The following is a 23,012-nucleotide window of genomic DNA, read 5'->3' as shown; positions in this document are numbered from 1 at the left end:
ATAATTACGGATATAGCCACGATTTTGGTAGTGAAGTTAATGCAAGCTTTCCGTTTGGCAGTCGCTGAGTGGATAGAATGTATTTTGAATTGAAGTCTGCGAGCTGCTGCACACCATTACCGGAGCGAGGAGTATACTTCACTCCAGCCAGATACCCTTCTACTTCTTCTGTAATCTCACCTTCATATGCTGCTACATCCTGCGGATCAAAAAGCAATAATGGGAGCGCACTATTGGACATTAGAATATAATCCTTGCCATTATTTTGATAAAGCACCATATCTATTGGATAATTACCGGCACCAAATTCCGCAACTGTTTTTCCTTTCACATGCTGTCCTTCCTTGAGTTTACTCGCATCAATTGTTACTAGTGGTGTGCATAGGTATGCCGCCAGGAGCTGTTTCTGATTATTAATTTCGTATGGAAGAAAAGCCCTAACCGGTGAGGCGGTTTCCCACTTCCCATGTGCACCATGGAAAATCTCCAGGGTATTGGCTTTCACATCTTTTGTGAAAGGGTATGAGGCGGTCCACATTGCAGACCTGAATTCTTCATTTGATAATCCTGCTACATAAATCTTTCCGTCATCAAAGGCTATATCTGTAATCGCATCACTTCGAAGTGTGGCTCCTTTTTTCCATCGGTGTTCAATATCCGGTGAAACCGGGTTGGGTATTTCTACTTTTGAGTAGTCTATGTCTTGCAAGCTGGCTTCAGACATATCACCTGAAGGTGTAATCTTTATCAAGATACTTGCGTCTTCCAGGTCATTGGGTGTTTCCCATCGGGAAGTCCACTTTGCACGACCTCTGGAAACACTCAAATACACATTTTGCGAAATGGGATTGACTGCCATATCATGCACCATGATGTTGTCTGCAGTTGTTCCAAGCAATCCGGCGAGTTTGTCTTCCAGATCCGGAATGTTCAATTGCTCCTCGTTCGTGCTTTTTTGATTGTCTTCTAAGTCTACGGCGTAGATAGCGCCTCCTTTGGAGTCACCGATAAATAAAATACCGTCTTCGTTAAACGATAGCACCGATAGTGAAACAATGTCAGGTGTCCCTTTTTTCATCCCGGGATCTTTAGCAAAGATTGAGAGGGTTAAAAAGGCAATAGCGAAGGTTAAGATTTGTCGTCGCATGGATTAATTGTTTTAGTGAGATGTTTTTCAACGAAATATCGCTTAAACAAGTTTTAAGCGAAAAAAGAAAACCCATCCGACTGGACAGGTTTTCCGGTTATGTTGGCGATGAATTAGTTGATGTCTTCTCCGTTTTTGAGTTTCTCTATGTTTTGATCGATGATTGGAGGATTTACTGTGTCACCAGCAGGGACATTTGCTTTGGCAAGCTCCATGTATTTCAAAGCTTGCTTGTAGTTGCCAACTGCAGAGTAGCCTCTGGCCAATCCATAGTTTGTTGGCCATGCTCCATCATTCTTTTTGTGATTGTATTTGAATACTTCTAGAGCCCTGTCCGGCTTTCCAGCACCGATAAGTTGTCTTCCATATCCGTGAATAGCAAAAGTGGTAGCTCCCGGGAGTTCAATAGCTTCATCCATTACTGCTTGTGCTTCTTCTGTTTTTCCGGCTGCTGTTAGAACGGCACCTTTGGTAGACATGGTGGCCCAGTTTTTTTGACCGAAGAATGGGGCATTGATTGCTTGATCTGCCCATGCAATGGCCTTTTCATGCTCGCCTGCACCAGAAGCATATCTTGCTGCTGCACTGTAGTTTGCTGCTGTAAAACCCGCTTGATTATTGAGCTCAGCAGCTAGAACTTCCATGTGCGCTTTTACGGGATCTTTTAGCTCTATTTTAAAGGAAGCTTTTTATCACCCCATATAAGTGCCACGGTAGTAGAAGTCGGTTGTCGATCAATGAAATCATACGTCAGCCATTCACGAGGTTCTGTGTCTTCTGCTTCAACTTCTACCCGGAGCGCATCATTTTCAGGCTTGTAAAAGAAGCTGCCCCAGTGATTGTTATCCTTAGAAAATATCACAGTCCAGGGGCCTTCTTCTGCTGGTGCTACGAAAAACCCATATTTACCAGCCTTTAGCTCCTTTCCTTCAATCAACACATCATGTGAAAAGTGGAAAGTGGTGTTTTGATCAGCACCTGCCCTCCAGGGTGAGGGATTGTCATTGGTGCTAAGACCGAATCCTAAATTGTTGAATCCGTAAGGGACCACTCCGCCAAAGATGGTTCTTCCCCTTGCGCCCGGACTACTGTATTCAATTGCGACTTTACCTACGCCTCCAATATGTTGTTTTACATAGGATCGTTGACTACCTCCTCCAGGAGGTGTGCTTAGCTGTGCCAGACCCATAAAACTGATTAATGATAAGGCCAGCATTCCAAAAAATTTTCTGTTGTAGTTCATAAGTAGTTGAGAGTTGGTTTCCAAGTAATTGAAAACGCTCAATGTTTGTATCGCCTTTTAATTTTCTATCAGGGGATTATTTTGTAGATGAATGGTTATCATTGGGCATTCAATTTGATGCCATATGAGGAATTTAAAGGATCAGTTGGTGGGTCTTGACCCTAATTTTCAATACCGAGGGTTAAACCAAACACGTATTGAAACCTTTAGCGACGCAGTTTTTGCAGTTGCATTTACGTTGGTGGTGCTGTCCACCACGGTCCCAGAAACATTTGCAGAGCTCAGAAAATCAATTCAAGACATCCTTCCTTCCTTTATTTGCATCGTGCTGATAGTGGTGATTTGGTATCAGCATTATGTGTTTTTCCTCAGATATGGACTTCAAAACACGAAAACAGTAACTGTAAATACACTGCTACTCTTTCTGTTGCTTATCTATGTTTATCCCTTAAAATTCCTTGCTCGGTTTTTAGTTGAACTTTACTCAGGGCTGATTTTTGGAAGGCCTGATAATTTCATGGATGATTTTGGTGGTCAGATGAACAGCGATAATATGACCCTTTTGATGACGGCATATGGTGCTGGTGCAACACTAATCTTCATGTCAATGACCTGGCTGTACAGAGAAGCATACAATAAGAGAGATGATTTAGACCTTAATGAATATGAGGTGTTTGCCACTAAGGTGAGTCTTTGGCAGAATTTATTAATGAGCTCAATTCCATTTTTTTCTACCATCATTGCATTCTTTCATCCGTTTGGTCATGGAGCATTAAACTTTGGAATAGCAGGGTTTATTTATATGCTATATCCACCAGTTATGATCACTTTCGGCTACCGGGTTAAGAAGAAATCTAAGCAACTTTTTGGGTAGGCAACTTACCTCCTTTTTGGTATTGAGATTGGGCAAGAATATGAAGACCTTTATCATTCATCATTCTGTACAGTTATGAAAAAGTATGCTGACCTGCACTGTCACCCTCATTCAAGGGCATTTCACTGGATGAGACACACAAAAAGAGAGGGTAAGCCTGTTACCTACAGCCCATGGAATATCATTCTAAGCAACTTTAAAAAGCAAGAAAAGGGGAAAAGAGCATTTAGCTATTCACAATGTGACCCTGTGAAACTATGGAATGGAGAAACGAAACTAGTCTTTGCCTCTTTGTATCCTTTTGAGAAAGGATTTTATAAAGGAGGTGAAATTGATCAAAATAAGCTGATTCGAATTCTTGATATTTTGTCTACAACATGGTTCGGATTTCTCAATCCGCTCAGATGGTTGCAAGTAGCATTTGCTATGGTGACAGGTGCCCCTACTGTATTGAAGGTCGCACGTGCATTTCTTCAATCGCTTTTGATGCGCATGCCTCTAAGACGTATTAAGTACTTCATCTCTTCAGAGTACGATTATTATGAAGAGCTTCTAAAAGAGAGGGATTTTCTGATAAGCAGAAGTGGGGTGGAGACAAAAAATCAAATACACATTCCGGGGATTCGAAGGTTGTATAAACGTGTTAAAAAACTGCGTAAGAAATATCCGGAATCCCTTGATGCTACGGGCACATATATAGTTTGCGAGAACTATCAGGAGGTAAGTAAGACGCTGGCTGATAACCAAATCGCAATGGTTCTTACAATCGAAGGATTGCATGCCTTAGGCACTGACAACAATCTTGAGTTGATTGAAGAACGCATCATGTCACTAAAAGCGTGGAGTAAACCGGTCTTCTTCATCACGATCGCACATCATTTCAATAATTATTTATGTGGGCATGCCCATAGCATTCCTAACGCTCTAAAAATCCTTTCTGATCAAACAGATGGAATGAATGAGTCTGTGAATACTAAAGGTGCCAAAGCGATAAGACTACTGCTCAGCCTCAATGATCAATTAGATAGAGATGTTTCATTGGGACGAAGGGTGTTAGTGGATCTTAAGCATACGGCCGCTAAATCGAGAAAGTGGTATTATGACCACATTGTCTCACCTTGCTTACAAAAAGGTGATCGCGTACCTGTTGTTTTAAGCCATGTAGGATACAGTGGCTGGCAAAGTCTTGACGAAACGATTAATTATTCAAGTCAGGAAAATGACCATGATCTCAAAGACGGATTTTATCCATGGAATATCAATGTCTGTTCAGAAGACATTATCTGGGTAGTAAAAACCGGTGGTTTGATTGGGGTGTGCTTTGATCAACGAATACTAGGTGATAAGAAAGACAAAGTGAACAGCATCGATTTGATCTGGAAGAATATGAAGGCTATGGTGGATGCAATACTGCAAAGCAATGAACTTAACGATGATCAAAAATCCACTTGTTGGGAATACTTCACGCTAGGTACAGATTTTGAAGGTTACATCGATCCGACTCAGGATTATAGCAACTCTTTATTGTTCGATGATTTTGAGAATGATTTGATAGACAAGCTAAAGTCAATTCAAGGGTCAGACTATTTTCTTCATTCAGATCAAAAAGTGCAGGATGCTGCACGAGGGATTTGTTTTGAAAATGCTCACCGTTTTTTAAAGGAACATTTTTAGTTTCGACAGACACCTGTATTGGATCGGTGAAATCGAGGGCAAATTGAAAGAATACCCCTTTTAGGGGATTGATTATCAGCTACATAACCTCCGATCTTTACATTGTATTTAAAAACACCACGGTTATGAAAAAGATCACACGGCTTCTATTTATTGCTATTGCATTGTTCCTCGCATTTCTTGGTTTCAAGAAAGTGAAGGTGGATCGAGGTTAAGATTTTGAAACCAACCTTTTAACTAAGGTTGTCACACTTTCTTCGACAATGGCTTGATCATGGAGAGATTTATATAAGAACCCTTCTTTTTCCATATGATCAAAAAAGTTAATGAAATGATCGTAATACCCAAGCGTATTAAGAAATGCACAGGGTTTGCTATGATAGCCAATCTGAGCCCAGGTCATTACTTCGGTCATTTCTTCCAACGTACCTACTCCACCGGGTAGCGCAATAAAACCATCAGAAAGATCTGCCATAAGCGCTTTGCGTTCATGCATGTCTTTTACACGGTAAAGCTTTGTGATACCTGTATGAGCAACCTCCATTTCGTACAGCTTATCCGGGATTACACCTGTAATTGTTCCTCCTAGACCCAGCGTAGTTTCAGCTACAATACCCATCAAACCCACATCACCTCCTCCATATACGATCTCAATATCTCGCTTTACCAGGGCCGTGATTAGCTCTTTGGTTTCCAATCCATAATCTGGCTTATTGCCGTGTTTAGATCCGCAAAAAATGGCGACTCGATTCATAACATAAAATTATGTAATGGGGAATGAACAATTACTTGGTTTTCTGATTAACTATTCTGTATCAGCCTGCGCTTTAATGGAACAATATTGGGTATTCGCCGAAAAAAACCGCTTGAGTATTATCAAATGATAATGTCTACTATCAATTTTCATTACATTTAAAATTCATTAACCACCAATTCATGAAAGGTTTACACGTTCTAAGACTATTCTTTGCCTTTACCCTTCTTTTAGTTGCAATAGCTTGCCAGGAAGACTCTTATTTAGAAGAAGAGATCCTGGATACAGACGAGGATATGATTGCAGCTATCCAACTGGCTGATGATTACCTTAATTCCATAAGAGGCAGGGATGCAAATGCGGAAAAGTCTATTACAGTTTTAAAATATCATAAAGGCAAATTATTTTTTGCTACAAATACAGACGAGATTAAGGGATATCAGGAATTGACGGAAACGTCAGTTACTGCAATTGTTGAGCCCGGAGAATACTTGTTTTGGTATTCCGGAGGAGGGGTGACTGATCTCGATGGAATTGAGTTTGATCCTAACTCTCAAGAGGACTTTGATGAGTTTCCTGAAGAAATAAATGAAGATAAGATGTGGAAGATTCAGGTTCCTGATGATGGAAATCTTTCCATGTACAAATACGACATTTTATATCAATATAAAGGCACAGAATCTCCCATCAGGTTAGACCCAAAAATCAGAGTAAAAAATGATGAGGAGTAACAGATCGTCCATAAACCTATATGTAGGCTAAAAACCGTGTAGAATTATCATTTGATAATTACTTTAAATATTAAACACCGACTAATTAACCACCAATGAAATACTCTTTACGGAATCTCTTGTTCCAGCTTATATCATTTTCAATGATATTCTTTGCATGTCAAAAAGATGATGAGATTATTGATCATGACAATCAGCTTGATGAAGATATGCTTCAAGCAATTGAGCTGGTAGATGAGTACTTGAAAACGACGAAAGGACGATCAGACAGTGAAAAGGTTTCAATAACCGTACTTCGGTACTACAAGAACAAACTGTGGTATCAAACCTATGTAGATGGTGTCACCAAATATGAGGAAGTGACTGAATCAACAATAACTGCAGTAGCTTCACCGGGCGAGTCTGTGTTTTGGTATGGCGGATGGGGATTAGAAGATCTTGATGAAATCGATTTTGATGAGACTTCCGAACAACATTTACAAAAGGAAGCTGATGAAATCTTTTACAATAGACTCTGGTCAATTCAGATACCTTCTGATCTTCATGAGAAAACCGAATATTTAAAGTACGACATTGTTTACCAGTACAACGGCAACTCAGGCCCTGTAATAAGACTGGATCCTAAAATAAGAGTAAAAGGAGGAGATGGTGATGAGGATGGTGAACCTTCAAATTAAACACCCATGTTCACGCTGAAAAAAATAGGGTTTCTTATTTCTTTTTTTGTTCTGGTTTTGACATCATACACACAAAACCAGTCTAAAGCAGATAGCCTTAAACTTTTAGTGGAATCAGGGGATTTAGAAGGGGAAAGTGAGATGTATGCTTATTACTGGTTATCATCTTACTCAAGTTCACCAGAAGACGTCATCGAATATGCCAATGAATTGTTGGAACTCGCTCAATCTGAAGGTCATCTGGCTTACGAACTAAAAGCTTACACGAATATTGGCATTGCCCATAGGCTAATGGGGGATCTTGATGAAGCACTTGAGTATCAATTTAGATGTGCGGATGCAGCTGAAGGTAAAGAGGAATTTATTCCATTCTTGGCAGAAGTTTATGCTGAGATATCTACTTGCTATACCCAAAATGGAGACTCGGAAAATGCCTTACGCTATGGGGCTAAAACCATTAAGCTATTAAGGGGAACCGGAAGGAAACAAGAGCTGGCACTTACCCTTTTGAATTTTGGGTATGACTATTACCTCATTGATAAATACGATTCTGCAATGGCTTATTACAATGAGGCGGAACCCCTTCTGGAGGAGATCGGTATGGACGTTGGTATTGCATACATTGTAGGTAATCGTGCGCTTGTTCACTGGAAAAAGGGCAATGTAGAAAAAGCAAAACAAGACCTGTTTACTGCGATTGAAATGCTGGAACCTATCGGAGATAACTATGGAATGTCAGATTACTACAATCAGCTTAGTAATATTTACCTAGAGCAGAATTCATATGAAAAGGCTATTGAGTACGCATTGCAAGGCTATTCGTTGGCTATAAATGAAGAATTGAAAGAGCAAGCCAGGGATGCAAGCAACAACTTGTATTTAAGTTATATGGCACTTGGTAACTATCAGGATGCCTTAGAGTATCAAACAAAATATCATGCTTTTAAAGACAGCATTCAAAACCTGGAGACTACTCAAAGGTTGGCGAATTTAAGAACTGAATTCGAAGTAGGAAGGAAACAAGCGGAAGTGGATCTTTTGCTTGAACAAAGAAGGAGTAACCGAATCATTATGATCATTGGAGGGATATTGATGGCAGTGTTCATATGCCTCCTGATTATCATCTATTCCTTTTTGAAAACGAAGAATAGGCTTAATAAGCAACTTGAAGAACAAAAGGACTCCTTGATTTTGCTTAACTCTACAAAAGACAAGTTCTTTTCCATCATTTCTCATGACCTGCGGGGACCGGTCAATACGCTTTCCGGATTGGTGACTGTTTCAAAAATTTACATGAAAGAGGGTACTAAGGAGCAAACGATGGACATGATTGATAAAATGGAGCATGCCACCGGGAGGCTTACCAAGCTCCTGGATAATCTTCTTACCTGGGCTCTTCAGCAGAGGGGGCATTTTCCGCATATGCCTGAGGCATTGAGTGTCAAATTCCTGTTGGACGATATGACAGATATGTTTGAGGAGATGGCCAATTCCAAAAGCATAAAGCTTGACTATGACCTTAAAGATGATTTTCAATTATATGTAGATCGAAATACTTCATCTACCATCTTGAGAAACCTGATTAACAATGCAATCAAGTTCACCCCGGGTGATGGTCATGTTCAAATTATTGCAGAGGAGGACAAGGCCAATAAAGTAGGGGTAATCAAAGTGATTGACAATGGGGTAGGGATGTCCAAAGAAAAGCTCGAGCACTTGTTTAAGCTAAATGAAAACGTTTCTACGAAAGGCACCTCCGGTGAGAAAGGACTCGGATTAGGTCTCCAGCTAGTGTATGATTTCGTAAAACTTAATGGAGGCAAAGTAGAGGTAGAGAGTGAGGAAGATAAGGGAACAAGCTTCAAAGTTTCACTTCCTCTTTACACCGCTTAGGAACAAACCATTACTGATATTGGTTGATTGAAAAACTTACAACCATGTCTCAGTTTCCCGTTAAAAATATCTATCCGCTTGGATTTCCCTGGCAAACGCAAGATCCATTTTTGTTTTGTGTCTACCATAGAGACCTTTTTCCAGCAGGAAATGATCAGTTAGGGCCTGATTCTGAAGAATTGAAAGGTCGAATGATTGGACAGGACTTTACCATTAAAGATGGCTGGCGCATGTACCATGGTCAGCGTGTACCTGGATTCCCCCAACATCCCCACAGAGGTTTCGAGACGATAACTGTAGTACCCGAAGGACTTGTCGACCACTCTGATTCAATGGGCGCCACGGGTAGGTTCGGACATGGTGATGTACAGTGGATGACAGCAGGAAAAGGAGTGCTCCATTCTGAAATGTTCCCCCTCGTAAATGCAGAAAAAGATAATCCGCTGTTACTGTTTCAAATCTGGCTGAATCTTCCTCGAAAGAGTAAGTTCGTGGAGCCTCACTATAAAATGCTTTGGGCAGAAGATATCCCTGTTCACAAGACAGAAGATGCTGAAATAACTCTAATAGCAGGAGATTTTTTTGAAACCAAATCATTAGATACCACACCTGATTCATGGGCTGCTGATCCGGAAAACGGAGTGGCTGTTTGGCTTATTAAAATCCAGGAAAACGGTGAATTGACACTACCTACAGCCGATAAGGAAGTCAACCGATCCATCTATTTCTACAAGGGAGGCACTATTCGAATAGGGAATGAGGAAATAAGTGACCAGCAAGGAGCTGACCTAGCTCCGGATCATTCGATTGTGTTGAAAAATGGAGGCAAGGAAGCCCATCTTCTACTGCTTCAGGGAAAGCCAATCGGAGAACCCGTGGTTCAGCAGGGTCCATTCGTAATGAATACTCAGGAAGAAATTCACGAAACCATCCGAGAATATCAGCGAACTCAATTTGGTGGCTGGCCATGGCCGAAGGATGAGTTTGTTCACCCAAGAGACAAGGGAAGGTTTGCATTACATGCAGACGGAAAAGAGGAGGTTAAAGGTTAGATTCAATTATTTTCCAATTAATGGAATATTACTAACTTCATTTCCAAACTCACCAACATGGCAAATGAAGATCCTAACATTACCGTTGCGAGGTTTAATTTTAAACAGGCGATCATTGTTGCAGCAATAACAGGAATTACAACGCTTGGCGGAACATTGTTAACACTCAAGTCAGGGAATAACAACACTGATTCAACTCCACCGGATCGTGAACAAGAATTAGTAAAATGCAAGGAAGAAAATGATCAGCTAAGGACTACACTGAGTCAATCAATTTCATTTACCTCTCTATCAGACATTTCCAACAATCATTTTAATCAATCCCTTGATAAAGAGGAGGTTAAGTCGGTTATTCGAAAGCTAGTAGCAGCTTCTGATCGATATGAAAATGACAGCAAACATTATATGCACAAGCTCTTTCGGCTGAAAAAGCTGATGCTTTCCAACGGAGGAAATATTAATGTACGTGTGAGCAGTGCAAATCAAGAAGCATGCAAATTGATACAGGACTTGCTAAAGGGAATTGAATATTACCGGGGAACAGTCGATGGAAACGTAGAAAGCACCCGTGAGGCAGTCGAGCGATTTCAAAACACGCTGAATAACTACACTCCCGGATATTTCGAAGAGAAAAACATTGGCATTGTTGGCAAGAAAACCTTCAATGCCATATTAGAACATTACGAGCGTAGTTAACTGATCGGATGAATTTCTGATTTTACGGAATGTCGATATTTCCTACATCATTCCATTCGATGTTCTCCCATGAGAATGCAACATTCTCGCCTTCTTCAATCAGCTTGTCCATGTCTATATTTAAAGTAAATACGTCTCCTACACTCATAGCCAGTTGAGGGTCAATACTTGAAGATACATTCATGTTGAAGCCGGACGAGTTGTCATAAAAGTACAATTGGATATTTTTCAAGTCCCTTGGAAGGAAATAGTAAGATGATTGATTCCAATAGGAATCTCTCCAGAAATACAAGTAGTCATAGTAATCATTGCCCCTACTCATCAAACTTTCATTTTCAAATGAATAATACATGCCGTTAGTTGTTTCGAGGTGTATCTCAAGGCTCCATTCAGAAGATAGTGTAGAGGTAATGTTAAGATCGATTCTTGCAGAAACATTCGCCATATCCATTACCACTAAAGCGTCGGTATCCTCCGTTACCTCTGCAGTGGCCTTACCGACGAAAATAGGACCATCTGAAACCTGATAGGATTCAATGTAAGGGTAGTTCCCGATACTGTCTCCATAATAATCATAGCTATATGCATAAGTCGTAGAAGCCAAAACGGTATATGTCCCATCTGCTAAAGGCGGAATATATAGGGTATCAGGAATCGTATTTTCAAACATATAATCATCTCCACCATGCGCAGCACTATCATAATAATAGTGGTTGTATGCATTGTTGTTATAGTGGTATTGTTCATAAACCACATCATCATTACTGTCAAGTACCAATATTTGGATCATGTTGACATCTTCAGGTACGCTGCTTTCTGACCGGCCACTATTGCTGGTATAGGTATAAGAAATAGACTCTCTGATACCCGTAATGATCATGCTATTTTCAGTGTTTTGAAGTAAATCGGGTATGCTTTCCTCGGATCCGCAGCTTGACAAAAGGATTACAGCACATGTAATTTGAAGTAATTTTTTCATGATGGTGAATAATTTAACCCGGTAAAAATACTTTATTTCTTCATTTAGACCATCATGTGAAAAGAATTTAACCGTTTAGTTTATGTTCTAAATAGCAATATCAAAATTTTGACCAGCTCAAAACACAATGATTATCTTTCCCTTATGAAACGTCGTAAGTTCTTAGCCAAATCAGCAATGGCTGCTGCAGGTGCTACTACATTAGCTTCCTGTGTAAAAACCGAAGAAAGGAATCAAGGACCCTATATCAATTTCAATAATACGTATCGGTGGAAGATGACCACCACCTGGCCTCCCAATTTTCCGGTAGTGGGAGAGGGCTGTAAGCTATTGGCCGACTGGGTTAGGCAAATGTCTGGTGGCAGGATGGAGATTACGGTTTATGGAGGAGGAGAATTGATACCCGCGCTGGAGGGATTTGATGCAGTGAGTAATGGAGCTGTTGAAATGAATCATGGAGCCGCCTACTATTGGGCAGGCAAAGTGCCAGCGGCTCAGTTTTTTGCTGCTGTTCCTTTTGGGATGAATGCGCAACAGATGGGAAGCTGGATCATCTCTGGGGGAGGTGCAGAGTTGTGGGAAGAACTGTACAAACCATTTAACATACAGCCGATACTTTGTGGGAATACAGGTGTGCAGATGGCAGGCTGGTTTAAAAAAGAAATTAAAACAATCGAGGATCTCAAGGGACTTAAAATGCGTATCCCGGGGCTAGGTGCCAAAGTATTGGAAAAGGCCGGGGGAACACCAGTTTTGGTTTCTGGAGGTGAAATTTACACGAATTTGGAGCGGGGAGTAATTGATGCCACAGAATGGATAGGTCCGTTTCATGATTACCTGATGGGCTTTTACAATGTAGCCAAGTATTACTATTATCCGGGATGGCACGAGCCGGGACCGGCTTTAGAAATGCTAATTAACAAGCCAAAGTTTGATGCCTTACCATCTGACTTGCAGGAGATCATTCGTACAGCCTGTTACCGGACCAATCGTTGGATGGGTGCTGAGTTCGACGCACGAAATGGTCAGTATCTACAGAAGATTATAAATGAAACGGATGTCACAGTTGCACCATTTCCGGTAGAGGTATTAGAGGCATTGAAGGGCTACACTAAGGAAGCATTGAACGAATTAGTCGAGAAGGATGCTCCGAGCAAAAAGGTGTATGAGGCGTTTGAAAAATTCAGGAAAGATGTGAGTGTGTGGATGAACGTGAGCGAACGTGTATTCTATGAACGAATTATGTGATATGAAACATTTTATTTTAGCTACCATTATTGGTTTTATGGCTACCTCCTTGTTTGCACAAACGCCGAAAGAGCTGGCAAATGAGCAACTTGAAGCATACAACGCACGAGATATTGAGGCTTTTTTAGTTCCCTATTCTGACTCTGTGAAAGTATACAACGAGAAAAGAGAGCTGCTCTATCAGGGAAAGGAAACAATGAGAGTGCAGTATGGAAACATGTTTGCACGGACACCAGATTTAAACTGCAACTTACTCAACCGGATTGCAGTGAATAACACCGTGATTGAGCATGAAGAAGTGTCATTCGGTGAAGGAAGGAAAATTTATGCGATTGTAATGTATAAAGTGACTGAGGGCAGGATTCAGGAGGTGCATTTTCTGGATAGGAAAGATGCAAAATAAAAAAGGGCCGACTCCTGGAGCCGACCCATCGCAATAGCTAGCCATAGCTAATGCTGCCTTAGTTTACCTTTAATACTCTTTTGGTTTGGGTAGATTCACCATCATTGATTCTTAAAATGTATGTTCCTGAACCCAGGGTTCTCATATCTAATCGTATGCTCTGTCCAATGCCAGACTGAACAGATTTTCCATTTAGATCATGCACCATCACCCGAACCTCTTTTGATGATTCAATATTCAAAAAGTTCATTACCGGATTAGGATAAACATTAACATCAACTTCATTTACAAAACCTAGCCCTGGCTCTACTGTGAAAGTAAATGTGTCAGATACAACTCCACCATTACCGTCATCAGCGGTCAGCTTTATGATAGCGGTTCCCAGGCCAACCTCATTAATTTGAATCTGATTATTCTCAACTATTTCGACAGTTACTACGCTTTCGTCACTGCTGCTTGCAGAAATCGTAAGCTCATCTCCGTCAGGATCTTCAAACACTCGAGTATAGCTTATGATAACAGATCGAAACCCTTCAGTTTCTACTGGCTGATCTCCAATTGGATTAACCACGACTGGCGTATTATTTGGTGCTTCACTTACGGTCACAATGAATTCATCAGAAACAGAACCTCCATTTCCATCGTCAGCAGTTAATGTAATCGAAGCAGTTCCAATTCCAACTTCATTGATCTGAATTTGATTATTAGCGATTACTTCCACAGTGACTACAGTTTCATCACTACTAGTAACTGATATGGTAAGTGCATCTCCATCCGGATCTTCAAAGACATCAGAGTAGTTGATTTGAGCAGCACTAAATCCTTCAACCAGATCTGTTTGGTCATCTAAAGGATTAACCACTATTGGTGCATTATTAGGTGCTTCGCTAACCGTTACAATGAACTCATCTGAAACAGAAGCTCCATTGCCATCGTCAGCAGTCAATGTAATCGTGGCAGTTCCAATTCCAACTTCATTAATCTGAATTTGATTATTAGCGATTACTTCCACAGTGACTACAGTTTCATCACTACTGGTAACTGATATGGTAAGTGCATCCCCATCCGGATCTTCAAAGACATCAGAGTAGTTGATTTGATCTGAACCAAACCCTTCAACAAGGTCTGTTTGATCATTTAACGGATTTATTACGACTGGAGCATCATTCACATTATTTACAGTGATGACAAATTCATCCGAAACAGATCCTCCATTTCCATCATTTGCGGTGACCGTAATTGTTGTAGATCCGTTACCTGCTTCAGTTAGGGTCAGGATTGTTCCGCTGAGACTTGCAGTAGCGACACCCTCATCGCTTGAGGAAACACTTAAAGTCAAGTTATCCCCATCTTCATCAGAGAACGTGTTAGAAAGATCTAGTTCGATGCTTCCAAATCCTTCGTCTTCACTTTGATCGGCAACTGCATTTGCAACAATCGGCGCATCATTTACATTATTGACAGTAAGTGTGAATTCATTGGCTACCGTTCCTCCATTTCCATCATTTGCTGTGACAGTAATTACTGTAGATCCATTACCAACTTCAGTTAGGGTCAGGATTGTACCGCTTAGATTTGCAGTAGATACTGTCTCATCACTTGAAGAAGCACTTAAAGTCAAGTTATCTCCATCCTCATCAGAGAAAGTAGCTGAAAGATCAAGTTCGATACTTCCGAATCCTTCGTTTTCATTTTGATCTTCAATTGCATTGGCTACAACCGGAGCATCATTGACATTACTGACAGTTACAACAAACACATCGGATGTAGTCACTCCAGAACCATCATCAGCAGTAACTGTTACGGTAGAGGAGCCAAAGTTTCCAGCTTCTGATATTGTTAAAACTGCTCCTGAATTACCTACTGTTACGATAGTTTCATCATCACTTGACACTTCATAAGTCAAATCATCCCCATCCTGATCTGTGAAAACTCCGATTAAGTCGACTTCCAATGAAGTAAATCCTTCATCCAAATCCTGATCTGCAATTGGGTTTGCTACGAGTATGCTTTCATTTTGATTGACCACTGCTATGGTGAATGACTTACTGAAAGCACCACCATTTCCATCGTTCGTTTCGATTCGAATTGAGTAGCTGTTTTGAGTTTCAAAGTCGAATACTTCTGCAGCTTGCAATTCATTGCCTACAATGCTAAAAGAAGCGTTATCTGTATCGCCAGCTCCACTCACCAGACTGTAAGTAAAGCTTTCCCCGGCATCTTCATCCGTTGTTGACATTGCTCCAATGACATCACCAATCTGGTTATTCTCAGCAATAGAGTTGGCGCTAAGGGTTAAATCGGTAGGTGCCTCTGAGACATCATTTACGGTAATAGTAAAGGCTTTTTCGAATGTAAGACTACCATCGTCAACCATCACCCGAATTGAGTAGCTATCTTGAGTTTCGAAATCTAAGCTTGAATTAACCAATAGTTGATCTGATGAGATATCAAATGATGCATTGTCGTCACTGCCACTACCGGCTACCAAATCATATGTAAAGCTTCCGCTCAAGTCCTCTCCAAAGGTTGCAAAAGAACCTATGGCATTACCAATGGCAACATTTTCATCAACTGAAGAATTGCTAAGCTCCAGCGAGGTAATTTGAGCAGGTAGGTTGTTTACTGATATTGCAAACTCTTGCTCAAAGGTCAAGCCTTCCTGATCAGTGACTATGATTTCAAGGTTATAAACAGATTGTGTTTCAAAGTCTAACTCTGTATTGGTAATCAAATCCCCGTTACTAATATCGAATGATGCATTATCAACATTGCCTTCTTTAAGCGAATACGTATGGCTATCACCATTGTCTTCATCGACAGGACTCAATGTTCCTACGAAGGTTCCGGAAGGATTACTTTCATCAACCGAAGTGTTCGAAAGTAAAATATCAGTTGGTGCTTCATTGACGTCATTAAGAGTTATAGTTACCATCTCTGAATATGGTTGATTTTCTGAATCCCTTACTTCAAGCTCAAATGTGAACGAGCTCTTGTTTTCAAAATCCAGTGTAATGAAGTCAGTGGTTATTAAATTGTCTCCATCGATATCAAATGATTGCCAATCATCATTTCCAAGTTCAGCTACCACATAGAAGGTAAATGTTTCTTCAAAGTTTGCGTCTACGGCTGATAATGTACCTACAATAGTTCCTGCAGAACTATTTTCATCTACAGAAGTGACCGATAGCACAATGTCAGTAGGAGCGACGGTTTCTTCCGTAATAGTTACATTCCAATCCTGAGAGCTTCCATCTTCTGCAGTAACAGCATATGTGACTGGAGATGAAAAGTCTTGTTCAACTCCGGTATCTGGTGAAATGCTTGCATTGGTTGATATGGTAATTGAAGGTGTGATGGTAGAAATATCCGTTCCTGCTACAGCTTCAGCAGTTACGGTATGGGCCCCCTCATCTATAACTGCACTACCCTCGATCTCAGCAAATGTGAATGCCTCAATATCATTTTCAGTGTAAGGCGAGAAATCGATCCCAAACCCTGCATCATGGTTCAAAGCATTGCTTACTTCGTTGGCATCATAATTTGCAAAAGCTGAATTTGCAAAGTTGAACTGCAGACTTGGGATATCGTCAGCATTCCCATGATTAGAAGTGCTTCCAGTTAAGGTAAGAGTTGCTAAGTATCCATCGGCATCAACTGTTAGAGTTGAGGAAATTCCTGAAGGCAAGTTGTTGATTGTATAATCTGCTCCATGAACAAGTGTTCCTCCGGCATTGGCGAAAGTGTCATCAACCAAATAGATTCTTGCAGTTCCTTCTAATGAGCCATCATTTGCAAGGGTCTCTGTAAAGTCACCTAAATCGACATTGTATTGAAGAATTTCATAATTATCTCCATCAGCGATAAAAACTCTGGATCCATCAGGGCTAACACCCAACCCGCTTGGCCATACACTGATTGCATCCAGGTCAAACGTTTCCTCAATGATTCCGCCCTGCGTAACATCATACGGCTCATTTAGTCGATATCGGATGGTTTGATAATCATTGTCATTAGTGATTATTATGTACCTCCCGTCAGAGGAAAACTTCATGCCAGTCGGGCTTGCATCAACCAAGTCAAATTGATCGTCAAAGCTGAAAGTAGAAAGATCATATGGGGAACTTAAAGTGAATTGCATGATTGCATTTTCATTTCCCCCTCCGAGGTATAGTTTACTTCCATCTGGATTGAATGTGAATCCATAAACTGAGCTGTCATAGTCTTCATAGCTAAATGAAATGCCACTATAACTTACTCCGGTGCTAATGTCAAATGAACTAGTTAGGTTGTATTGATATATTGTATAGTTGTCCGAACCAAGTACAAACATTTTCATTCCATCAGTAGAGAAGGCCAGGTCTTCTGCATACATATCTTCTGCGGAATGGTCGTACGAAGCAACTTGAGATGCTCCAGTAAGGTCATATGGGCTGCTTAGTGCATATTCATAAACAGTTCCCAACCCATAAACTGAAATAAACATTTTCATTCCATCATTGCTGAATATAATTCCGGAGGTGTAATCGGAATAGGATGAAACATCCAATGGGGTCCCGGTGGCTGAGGCAAAATCCATATCCAATGTATTACCATAGCTCAGTGCCGGATTGTTATCTCTATAATCAATCATTCTTGTGCTATTTGCACCAACGGCATTTTGTACATCTGCTGCATCGCTATTGACAAAAGCAGAATTGTTGAAGGTAAATGTTAGCTCAGTATCATCAACATCCTGATGATTTGTTGCAGCTCCACTCAATGAGACAGTCGCTGAATAGCCATCAGCAGCTACAGTCATCGATGCACTTAATCCGGATGGCAAGTTATCTATGGAATAATCCGACCCATATGTCATGGTTGATCCTGCATTAGCGAATGTATCGTCATCGATCTCAATATGAAGTGATCCTTCAACTTCACCATTGTTTTGAGAAATTTCCTCAAAACCATCAATGTCTAAATCAAACTGATAAATCAAGTTGAACTGCGCTCCGATTACAATCAGACGTTTCCTGTCTGGGCTAACGACAAAATCTGTAGGCCCATAGTCAATGTCATGAAAGTAGAAACCACCAACTGCAGAGATCCCATCTTCAATATCAAATGGTGTATTCAATTCATATTGTCTGATGTTAGATGAACTTGGGAAGGCACTGTTTGAGAGAAATATATTCTTCCCATCTTCAGAAATCTGAATATCCGTATAGTTTAGATTGCTCACTGAAGCTTCTACACCATCGTAGGAAATACCCGATGTGATGTCGAAAGGTGAGGTAAGTGTATATTGAAATATTTTATCATTAGAGGAACCAATCATATACATTTTCTTACCATTTGGACTGAATGTCATGGCAGATGGCTGTATATCTTGAGAACTAACTTCAAATGTTCCTTGATGTGAAACGGTTGATGAAAGATCAAAAGCAGCAGAGAGGTTAAATTGCTCTATTTCATCACCGCTTGCATCCATGATGAACATTGTTGTACCAGTTGGATCAAAGACGAGATCACTTGGAGAGTTTACACCAGGACTATATGAATTACCACTGTAAGTAACATTCGAAACATCAAAAGCAGAGGTCAGGTTGTATTCGAACACCTCATCATTTGTGTAGCCAATTATGAACATTTTCATCCCATCATTGCTGAATGCCATCCCACCGGGGCTATCCTCTTGAGCTGTAAAGTCATAAGTCACTGACACTCGATACTCGGGATAATCTGATAAGTCAAATTGATTTCCGTAAGTAATGCGTGGGTTGTTATCCTCGAAATCAATGGATGATCCACTGCTGGCCCCAACGGCATTAAATATATACTGAGCTTCAGAATTAGTAAACGCAGAATTTTCGAACGTAAAAATCAAGTCTGCAAGATCATTTGCATCCTGATGATTATCAGCTGCTCCTGAAAAAGTGAGTATAGCAGATAGCCCATTAGCAGCAACTGCAATTTCAGGAACCAGACCAGAAGGAATGTTAGCTATCGAGTAGTCCTCACCTTCAGTTAAATTAGATCCTGCGTTTGTGAATGTTTCACCTATTAGTTGAATGAGCATTGAGCCTTCTATTTCTCCTTCATTCTGATAGGTTTCATAAAATGAGGTTGGAGTATAACTAAGCGATCCATTGTCGTTGAAGTCAAAGCTTACAGGTTGTACAATATTGCTGTTGCGAATGGCAGAGGCGTCTGCACCAGCGAAAGCTGCATCTAGAAAAGTAATGGTCAGATCTAAATCCTCATCATTGGTATTCTGATGTTCTGTGGCATTACCAGTAAAGGACAATGTGGCGGTAGAACCTCCAGCAGAAACAGATAAAAGTGGACTAAGGCCTGCAGGTATCCCTGTAATGGTATAATGTGTGTTTTCAGTAAGATTACTTCCTATATTCACAAAAGAATCTCCCCTAAGTGTGAAGCCTGCAGATCCATCTACCGCTCCGCTATTGGCAGTCACCTCAGTAAAGATTTTAGAAGTGACTTTATATTGATTTAGCTCGTCATCCGAAGATCCTGCTACGATAAATGTTGTACCGTCTGGGCTGATAGCCAACCCAAGGGGTGTCGCATCTTCTGAACCAACATTAAAAGAATTGCCTGAAGCTTCCGCTGTAGAGATATCGAATGGTTCAGACAATGTGATTTCATCGATGGAATTGCTTGAGTTATTTGTAACGAACATGGAACGACCATCAGGAGAAAAAACGGGATCCCTGTAAGTGCTCTTTGATACTATGCTAGTGCTGTAACCCTGAGTTATATCAAACGCTTCATTTAGTAGCCAAGTGGTCACCTGACTACTACCGTTAAAAGTGGTGTACATGCGAGACCCATCGCTGCTAAATGTCACACTTAAACCATTGCTTACACTGACATCTCCTTCATGTGTTACAGTAGACAAAACATCAAAAGGAGTTGAGAGGCTATATTGATTCACCTTGTCACTGGAAAAACCAATTACGAAAAGTTTTGTGCCATCATTGCTAAAGGCCATATCAATAGGTAGCGTTTCTTCCGTTATGGTATAAGTACCATCGAGTGTTACACCCCCATTGATATCATACGGAACAGTCAGTGAATACTGTGCTATCAAGCCGTTATCGCTTCCAATCATGTAGAGCTTTGTACCATCAGCATTAAAATCCAGCCCACCGGGACTAATATCCTCTGATGAAATATCGAGCGGACTTCCATCTACCTCAAGGGAGGTTACATCATAACCACTTGAACTGTACATTATAGGCTCCAACTCCTTATATTCAATTCGATAGTAACTATCCGCTGAACTGGCATTTAATACTATCGATGCATCTCCTCCTATAAAGGCACTGTTGGTAAAGTTGAAAATCAGGTTGTTCAGATTGTTTATCTGTGCATGATTATTTGCATTTCCAGATAAAGTCAGCTCTGCCGAGAGTCCATCATTTGCAACAGTTAATACAGGAGTAATACCTGAAGGTATATTGCTGACTGTAAAGTCTACCCCATGTGTAAGTGTGCTCCCAGCATTGGTAAATTGATCATCGACTACAGTCACATTCATACTTCCATTTATTGAGCCATTATCATCAAAAGACTCCTCAAAGAATGTTGTGTTCAAATCGTATTGATTGACTACATCAGCCGCACTGCTTAGTACAAATAATTTGCTGCGATCCGGGCTAATAAGGCTACTCTGTACTGAGGTACCCTCTGAGGATACTGAATAAGTACCTTCTAAAGTACCTCCATAACCTAGATAGAATGGAGTTTCAATGCTATAAGCATAGATGGCTGAGGAATAGGTGAAGTAAACCATTTTTCCGTCTTGACTGAACGTGATGTCCTCTCCATAATGAAGGGTCGTCGTATAAACTAAACTAACACCAGAGGTTATGTCATAAGCATTGGTGAGTGAATAAACGTAAGTATCATTAATGCCAGGTCCTACCACATATAAAGTAAGTCCATCCTTGGAGAAGGAAAATCCGCCTGGGTTGACAGTTTCATTTACTACTGAGTATGTCCCTTGCTTAGTAACCGTGCTTGTAATATCAAAAGGAACAGAAAGGCTGTATTGAATAACGGCATCATTTTCTGATCCTAATATGAACATCTTGCTACCATCGGCACTGAATTCGATTGCTTTTGAAAAGGTGTCATCGTTGGAAATATCGTAGGTGTTCCCGGTAGCTGATGCTCCGGCAGAGAGGTCGTATGGTGTAGATAAGGAATACTCTACAACTGCATCGCCACTTGTGCCTACAATAAAAAGTTTAGTACCATCATCGTTGAAAGTCATACCAGTAGGGGCTACTTCATCACCGGATACATCTAATGAGCTTCCTGAAAAACTTAGACTGGAAATATCAGCTGCATCATATGCAATAAGCGGTGTGCTATTGTCCCTAAAGTCAATGCCAATGCCAGAGCTAGCCAGCGTTGACCCTGCAACGGAAGAGGCATCTCCCGACACAAATGCTGAGTTTGTAAAGGTAAATGTCAGACTTGCCACATCGTTGGCATCCTGATGGTTAGTTGCTTGGCCGGTTAAGGTCAATCGGGCACGAGCACCATCCTCACTTACTTCCAAAATAGGATTAAGTCCTGTGGGTAGGTTGGTAATCTGATAATCAGTATTATAAGTAAGAGTACCTCCTGGATTATTAAAAAGGTCTCCGTCAAGTGTAAAAGCAAGTACCGGATTTTGAATGGAACCATCGTTCTCGATTGCCTCGCTGAATATGCCAGGGTTGAGGTCGAACTGATTTATAGCGTCAGTGGTTTGGCCAAGAATGTAAATACTGGACCCATCCCCAGATAAGGTCATAGCACGAGCAATGGTTTCACTGCCGCCGATTAATGATCCAGAAAAGGACTTGGTGATATTTGAAGAAACGTCAAATCCAGTCTCTAAGTAATATGTTTCTACTTGATTATTATAGTTAAGCAAGACTAATGTTTTTCCATCAGGACTAAACCTTATATCGTAAAACGAATTAAGCTCTGAAGAGGTAGCTATTGAAGTAACCGTTGAGGTAACATCATACGGGGTACTAAGGGAGTACTGTTCAATCGTATTTGTTCTTGCGATAAATAGATTAGTGCCGTCCGGCGAAAAAACGATTGTAGTTGGATTCGACCCTGCATAATAAAAACCATCCGAGGTAACTGTAGATGTAATATCATAATTTACTGAAAGGCTATATTGATTTACCCTATCTCTATTGCTACCTGTTATGTATAGTTTGGAGCCATCGTTATTAAAGCTTAGCGAAGTAGGAAAACTTTCATCTCCAACAAAGCTTCCATCATGTGAAATACCATCGGTAATATCAAACGGTGTTGACAATGAATATTGGTTGATGCCATCTGTTGTGTATCCAATGGTATACACTTTAGTGCCATCATCGTTGAAGATGAGGCCATATGGCTGTGTTTCCTCCATGGCCACACTGGCATTTCCTATAAACGTTGCTCCACCTGATAAATCAAAGACTGAATTATAAGAAATAGATTGCGCACTCGCCATTGCCATCATCGATAGCATAAAGGCAAGGAAGAAGATTTTTTTAACTAAGACATTTGTCATGACTATTGTGATTTGGTTTGTACTCTTAGTCATGTCATTCTTAGAATGTGAACATCATTCATGAGAA

Annotated in this window: 15 protein-coding genes; 9 read left to right on the top strand and 6 right to left on the bottom strand. The window is 40.6% G+C overall.

Going from position 1 to position 23,012, the window contains the following annotated elements:
* Positions 1–4: 4 nt before the first annotated feature.
* From ACQK2H_RS19615 to ACQK2H_RS19605, 3 genes are all read right to left on the bottom strand, one after another.
* Entirely contained in the window at positions 5–1,147 is a 1,143-nt protein-coding gene (locus ACQK2H_RS19615; protein WP_425393085.1) for a hypothetical protein, read from the bottom strand.
* A gap of 113 nt (positions 1,148–1,260) precedes the next feature.
* Positions 1,261–1,791: a hypothetical protein gene (locus tag ACQK2H_RS19610; RefSeq protein WP_425393084.1), complete on the bottom strand. Its 531-nt coding sequence runs from the start codon at positions 1,789–1,791 to the stop codon at positions 1,261–1,263.
* 26 nt (positions 1,792–1,817) lie between these two features.
* A complete protein-coding gene (locus ACQK2H_RS19605) occupies positions 1,818–2,390 on the bottom strand; it encodes a DUF2911 domain-containing protein (RefSeq protein ID WP_425393083.1) in 573 nt (190 codons plus the stop codon).
* 124 nt (positions 2,391–2,514) lie between these two features.
* On the opposite strand from ACQK2H_RS19605, the gene ACQK2H_RS19600 reads away from it, so the two are divergent.
* Positions 2,515–3,264: a TMEM175 family protein gene (locus tag ACQK2H_RS19600; RefSeq protein ID WP_425393082.1), complete on the top strand. Its 750-nt coding sequence runs from the start codon at positions 2,515–2,517 to the stop codon at positions 3,262–3,264.
* A gap of 75 nt (positions 3,265–3,339) precedes the next feature.
* Positions 3,340–4,938, top strand: a complete 1,599-nt coding sequence (locus tag ACQK2H_RS19595) for a hypothetical protein (RefSeq protein WP_425393081.1) — start codon at positions 3,340–3,342, stop codon at positions 4,936–4,938.
* A gap of 211 nt (positions 4,939–5,149) precedes the next feature.
* Here the strand turns inward: ACQK2H_RS19595 and ACQK2H_RS19590 are convergent, their stop codons facing one another.
* The gene (locus tag ACQK2H_RS19590) at positions 5,150–5,692 is read right to left on the bottom strand and encodes a TIGR00730 family Rossman fold protein (RefSeq protein ID WP_425393080.1); all 543 of its coding nucleotides are present in this window, start codon (positions 5,690–5,692) and stop codon (positions 5,150–5,152) included.
* A gap of 182 nt (positions 5,693–5,874) precedes the next feature.
* On the opposite strand from ACQK2H_RS19590, the gene ACQK2H_RS19585 reads away from it, so the two are divergent.
* The 5 genes from ACQK2H_RS19585 (at position 5,875) to ACQK2H_RS19565 (ending at position 10,741) form a co-directional block, all read left to right on the top strand.
* On the top strand, positions 5,875–6,423 hold the full coding sequence (locus tag ACQK2H_RS19585) for a hypothetical protein (protein WP_425393079.1): 549 nt from the start codon (positions 5,875–5,877) through the stop codon (positions 6,421–6,423).
* A gap of 95 nt (positions 6,424–6,518) precedes the next feature.
* On the top strand, positions 6,519–7,100 hold the full coding sequence (locus ACQK2H_RS19580) for a hypothetical protein (protein ID WP_425393078.1): 582 nt from the start codon (positions 6,519–6,521) through the stop codon (positions 7,098–7,100).
* A gap of 6 nt (positions 7,101–7,106) precedes the next feature.
* Positions 7,107–8,993, top strand: coding sequence for an ATP-binding protein (locus ACQK2H_RS19575; protein WP_425393077.1), 1,887 nt, complete (start codon positions 7,107–7,109; stop codon positions 8,991–8,993).
* 44 nt (positions 8,994–9,037) lie between these two features.
* The gene (locus ACQK2H_RS19570; RefSeq protein ID WP_425393076.1) at positions 9,038–10,045 is read left to right on the top strand and encodes a pirin family protein; all 1,008 of its coding nucleotides are present in this window, start codon (positions 9,038–9,040) and stop codon (positions 10,043–10,045) included.
* Between the two features lie 57 nt (positions 10,046–10,102).
* A complete protein-coding gene (locus ACQK2H_RS19565) occupies positions 10,103–10,741 on the top strand; it encodes a peptidoglycan-binding domain-containing protein (protein ID WP_425393075.1) in 639 nt (212 codons plus the stop codon).
* A 22-nt stretch (positions 10,742–10,763) separates the two neighbouring features.
* Here the strand turns inward: ACQK2H_RS19565 and ACQK2H_RS19560 are convergent, their stop codons facing one another.
* Positions 10,764–11,720 carry a hypothetical protein gene (locus ACQK2H_RS19560; RefSeq protein ID WP_425393074.1) on the bottom strand — a complete coding sequence of 319 codons (957 nt, stop codon included), beginning with the start codon at positions 11,718–11,720 and terminating at the stop codon, positions 10,764–10,766.
* A 144-nt stretch (positions 11,721–11,864) separates the two neighbouring features.
* On the opposite strand from ACQK2H_RS19560, the gene ACQK2H_RS19555 reads away from it, so the two are divergent.
* Positions 11,865–12,968: a TRAP transporter substrate-binding protein gene (locus ACQK2H_RS19555; RefSeq protein ID WP_425393073.1), complete on the top strand. Its 1,104-nt coding sequence runs from the start codon at positions 11,865–11,867 to the stop codon at positions 12,966–12,968.
* A gap of 1 nt (position 12,969) precedes the next feature.
* Positions 12,970–13,371 carry a nuclear transport factor 2 family protein gene (locus ACQK2H_RS19550; RefSeq protein WP_425393072.1) on the top strand — a complete coding sequence of 134 codons (402 nt, stop codon included), beginning with the start codon at positions 12,970–12,972 and terminating at the stop codon, positions 13,369–13,371.
* Positions 13,372–13,429: 58 nt separating this feature from the next.
* Here the strand turns inward: ACQK2H_RS19550 and ACQK2H_RS19545 are convergent, their stop codons facing one another.
* Entirely contained in the window at positions 13,430–22,945 is a 9,516-nt protein-coding gene (locus ACQK2H_RS19545) for a cadherin domain-containing protein (RefSeq protein ID WP_425393071.1), read from the bottom strand.
* Positions 22,946–23,012: the final 67 nt, after the last annotated feature.

Source organism: Ekhidna sp. (assembly GCF_965228795.1).
Taxonomy (GTDB): Bacteria; Bacteroidota; Bacteroidia; order Cytophagales; family Cyclobacteriaceae; genus Ekhidna.
The sequence above is the reverse complement of the archived record's forward strand: the minus strand, read 5'-3'. Positions and strand labels throughout refer to the sequence as shown.

Coding starts and splice junctions, on each gene's coding strand:
- ACQK2H_RS19580 (WP_425393078.1), top strand. CDS start 6,519: ATGAAATACTCTTTACGGAATCTCTTGTTCCAGCTTATATCATTTTCA.
- ACQK2H_RS19575 (WP_425393077.1), top strand. CDS start 7,107: ATGTTCACGCTGAAAAAAATAGGGTTTCTTATTTCTTTTTTTGTTCTG.
- ACQK2H_RS19545 (WP_425393071.1), bottom strand. CDS start 22,945: ATGACAAATGTCTTAGTTAAAAAAATCTTCTTCCTTGCCTTTATGCTA.
- ACQK2H_RS19555 (WP_425393073.1), top strand. CDS start 11,865: ATGAAACGTCGTAAGTTCTTAGCCAAATCAGCAATGGCTGCTGCAGGT.
- ACQK2H_RS19590 (WP_425393080.1), bottom strand. CDS start 5,692: ATGAATCGAGTCGCCATTTTTTGCGGATCTAAACACGGCAATAAGCCA.
- ACQK2H_RS19600 (WP_425393082.1), top strand. CDS start 2,515: ATGAGGAATTTAAAGGATCAGTTGGTGGGTCTTGACCCTAATTTTCAA.
- ACQK2H_RS19605 (WP_425393083.1), bottom strand. CDS start 2,390: ATGAACTACAACAGAAAATTTTTTGGAATGCTGGCCTTATCATTAATC.
- ACQK2H_RS19610 (WP_425393084.1), bottom strand. CDS start 1,791: ATGGAAGTTCTAGCTGCTGAGCTCAATAATCAAGCGGGTTTTACAGCA.
- ACQK2H_RS19570 (WP_425393076.1), top strand. CDS start 9,038: ATGTCTCAGTTTCCCGTTAAAAATATCTATCCGCTTGGATTTCCCTGG.
- ACQK2H_RS19560 (WP_425393074.1), bottom strand. CDS start 11,720: ATGAAAAAATTACTTCAAATTACATGTGCTGTAATCCTTTTGTCAAGC.
- ACQK2H_RS19550 (WP_425393072.1), top strand. CDS start 12,970: ATGAAACATTTTATTTTAGCTACCATTATTGGTTTTATGGCTACCTCC.
- ACQK2H_RS19595 (WP_425393081.1), top strand. CDS start 3,340: ATGAAAAAGTATGCTGACCTGCACTGTCACCCTCATTCAAGGGCATTT.
- ACQK2H_RS19565 (WP_425393075.1), top strand. CDS start 10,103: ATGGCAAATGAAGATCCTAACATTACCGTTGCGAGGTTTAATTTTAAA.
- ACQK2H_RS19585 (WP_425393079.1), top strand. CDS start 5,875: ATGAAAGGTTTACACGTTCTAAGACTATTCTTTGCCTTTACCCTTCTT.
- ACQK2H_RS19615 (WP_425393085.1), bottom strand. CDS start 1,147: ATGCGACGACAAATCTTAACCTTCGCTATTGCCTTTTTAACCCTCTCA.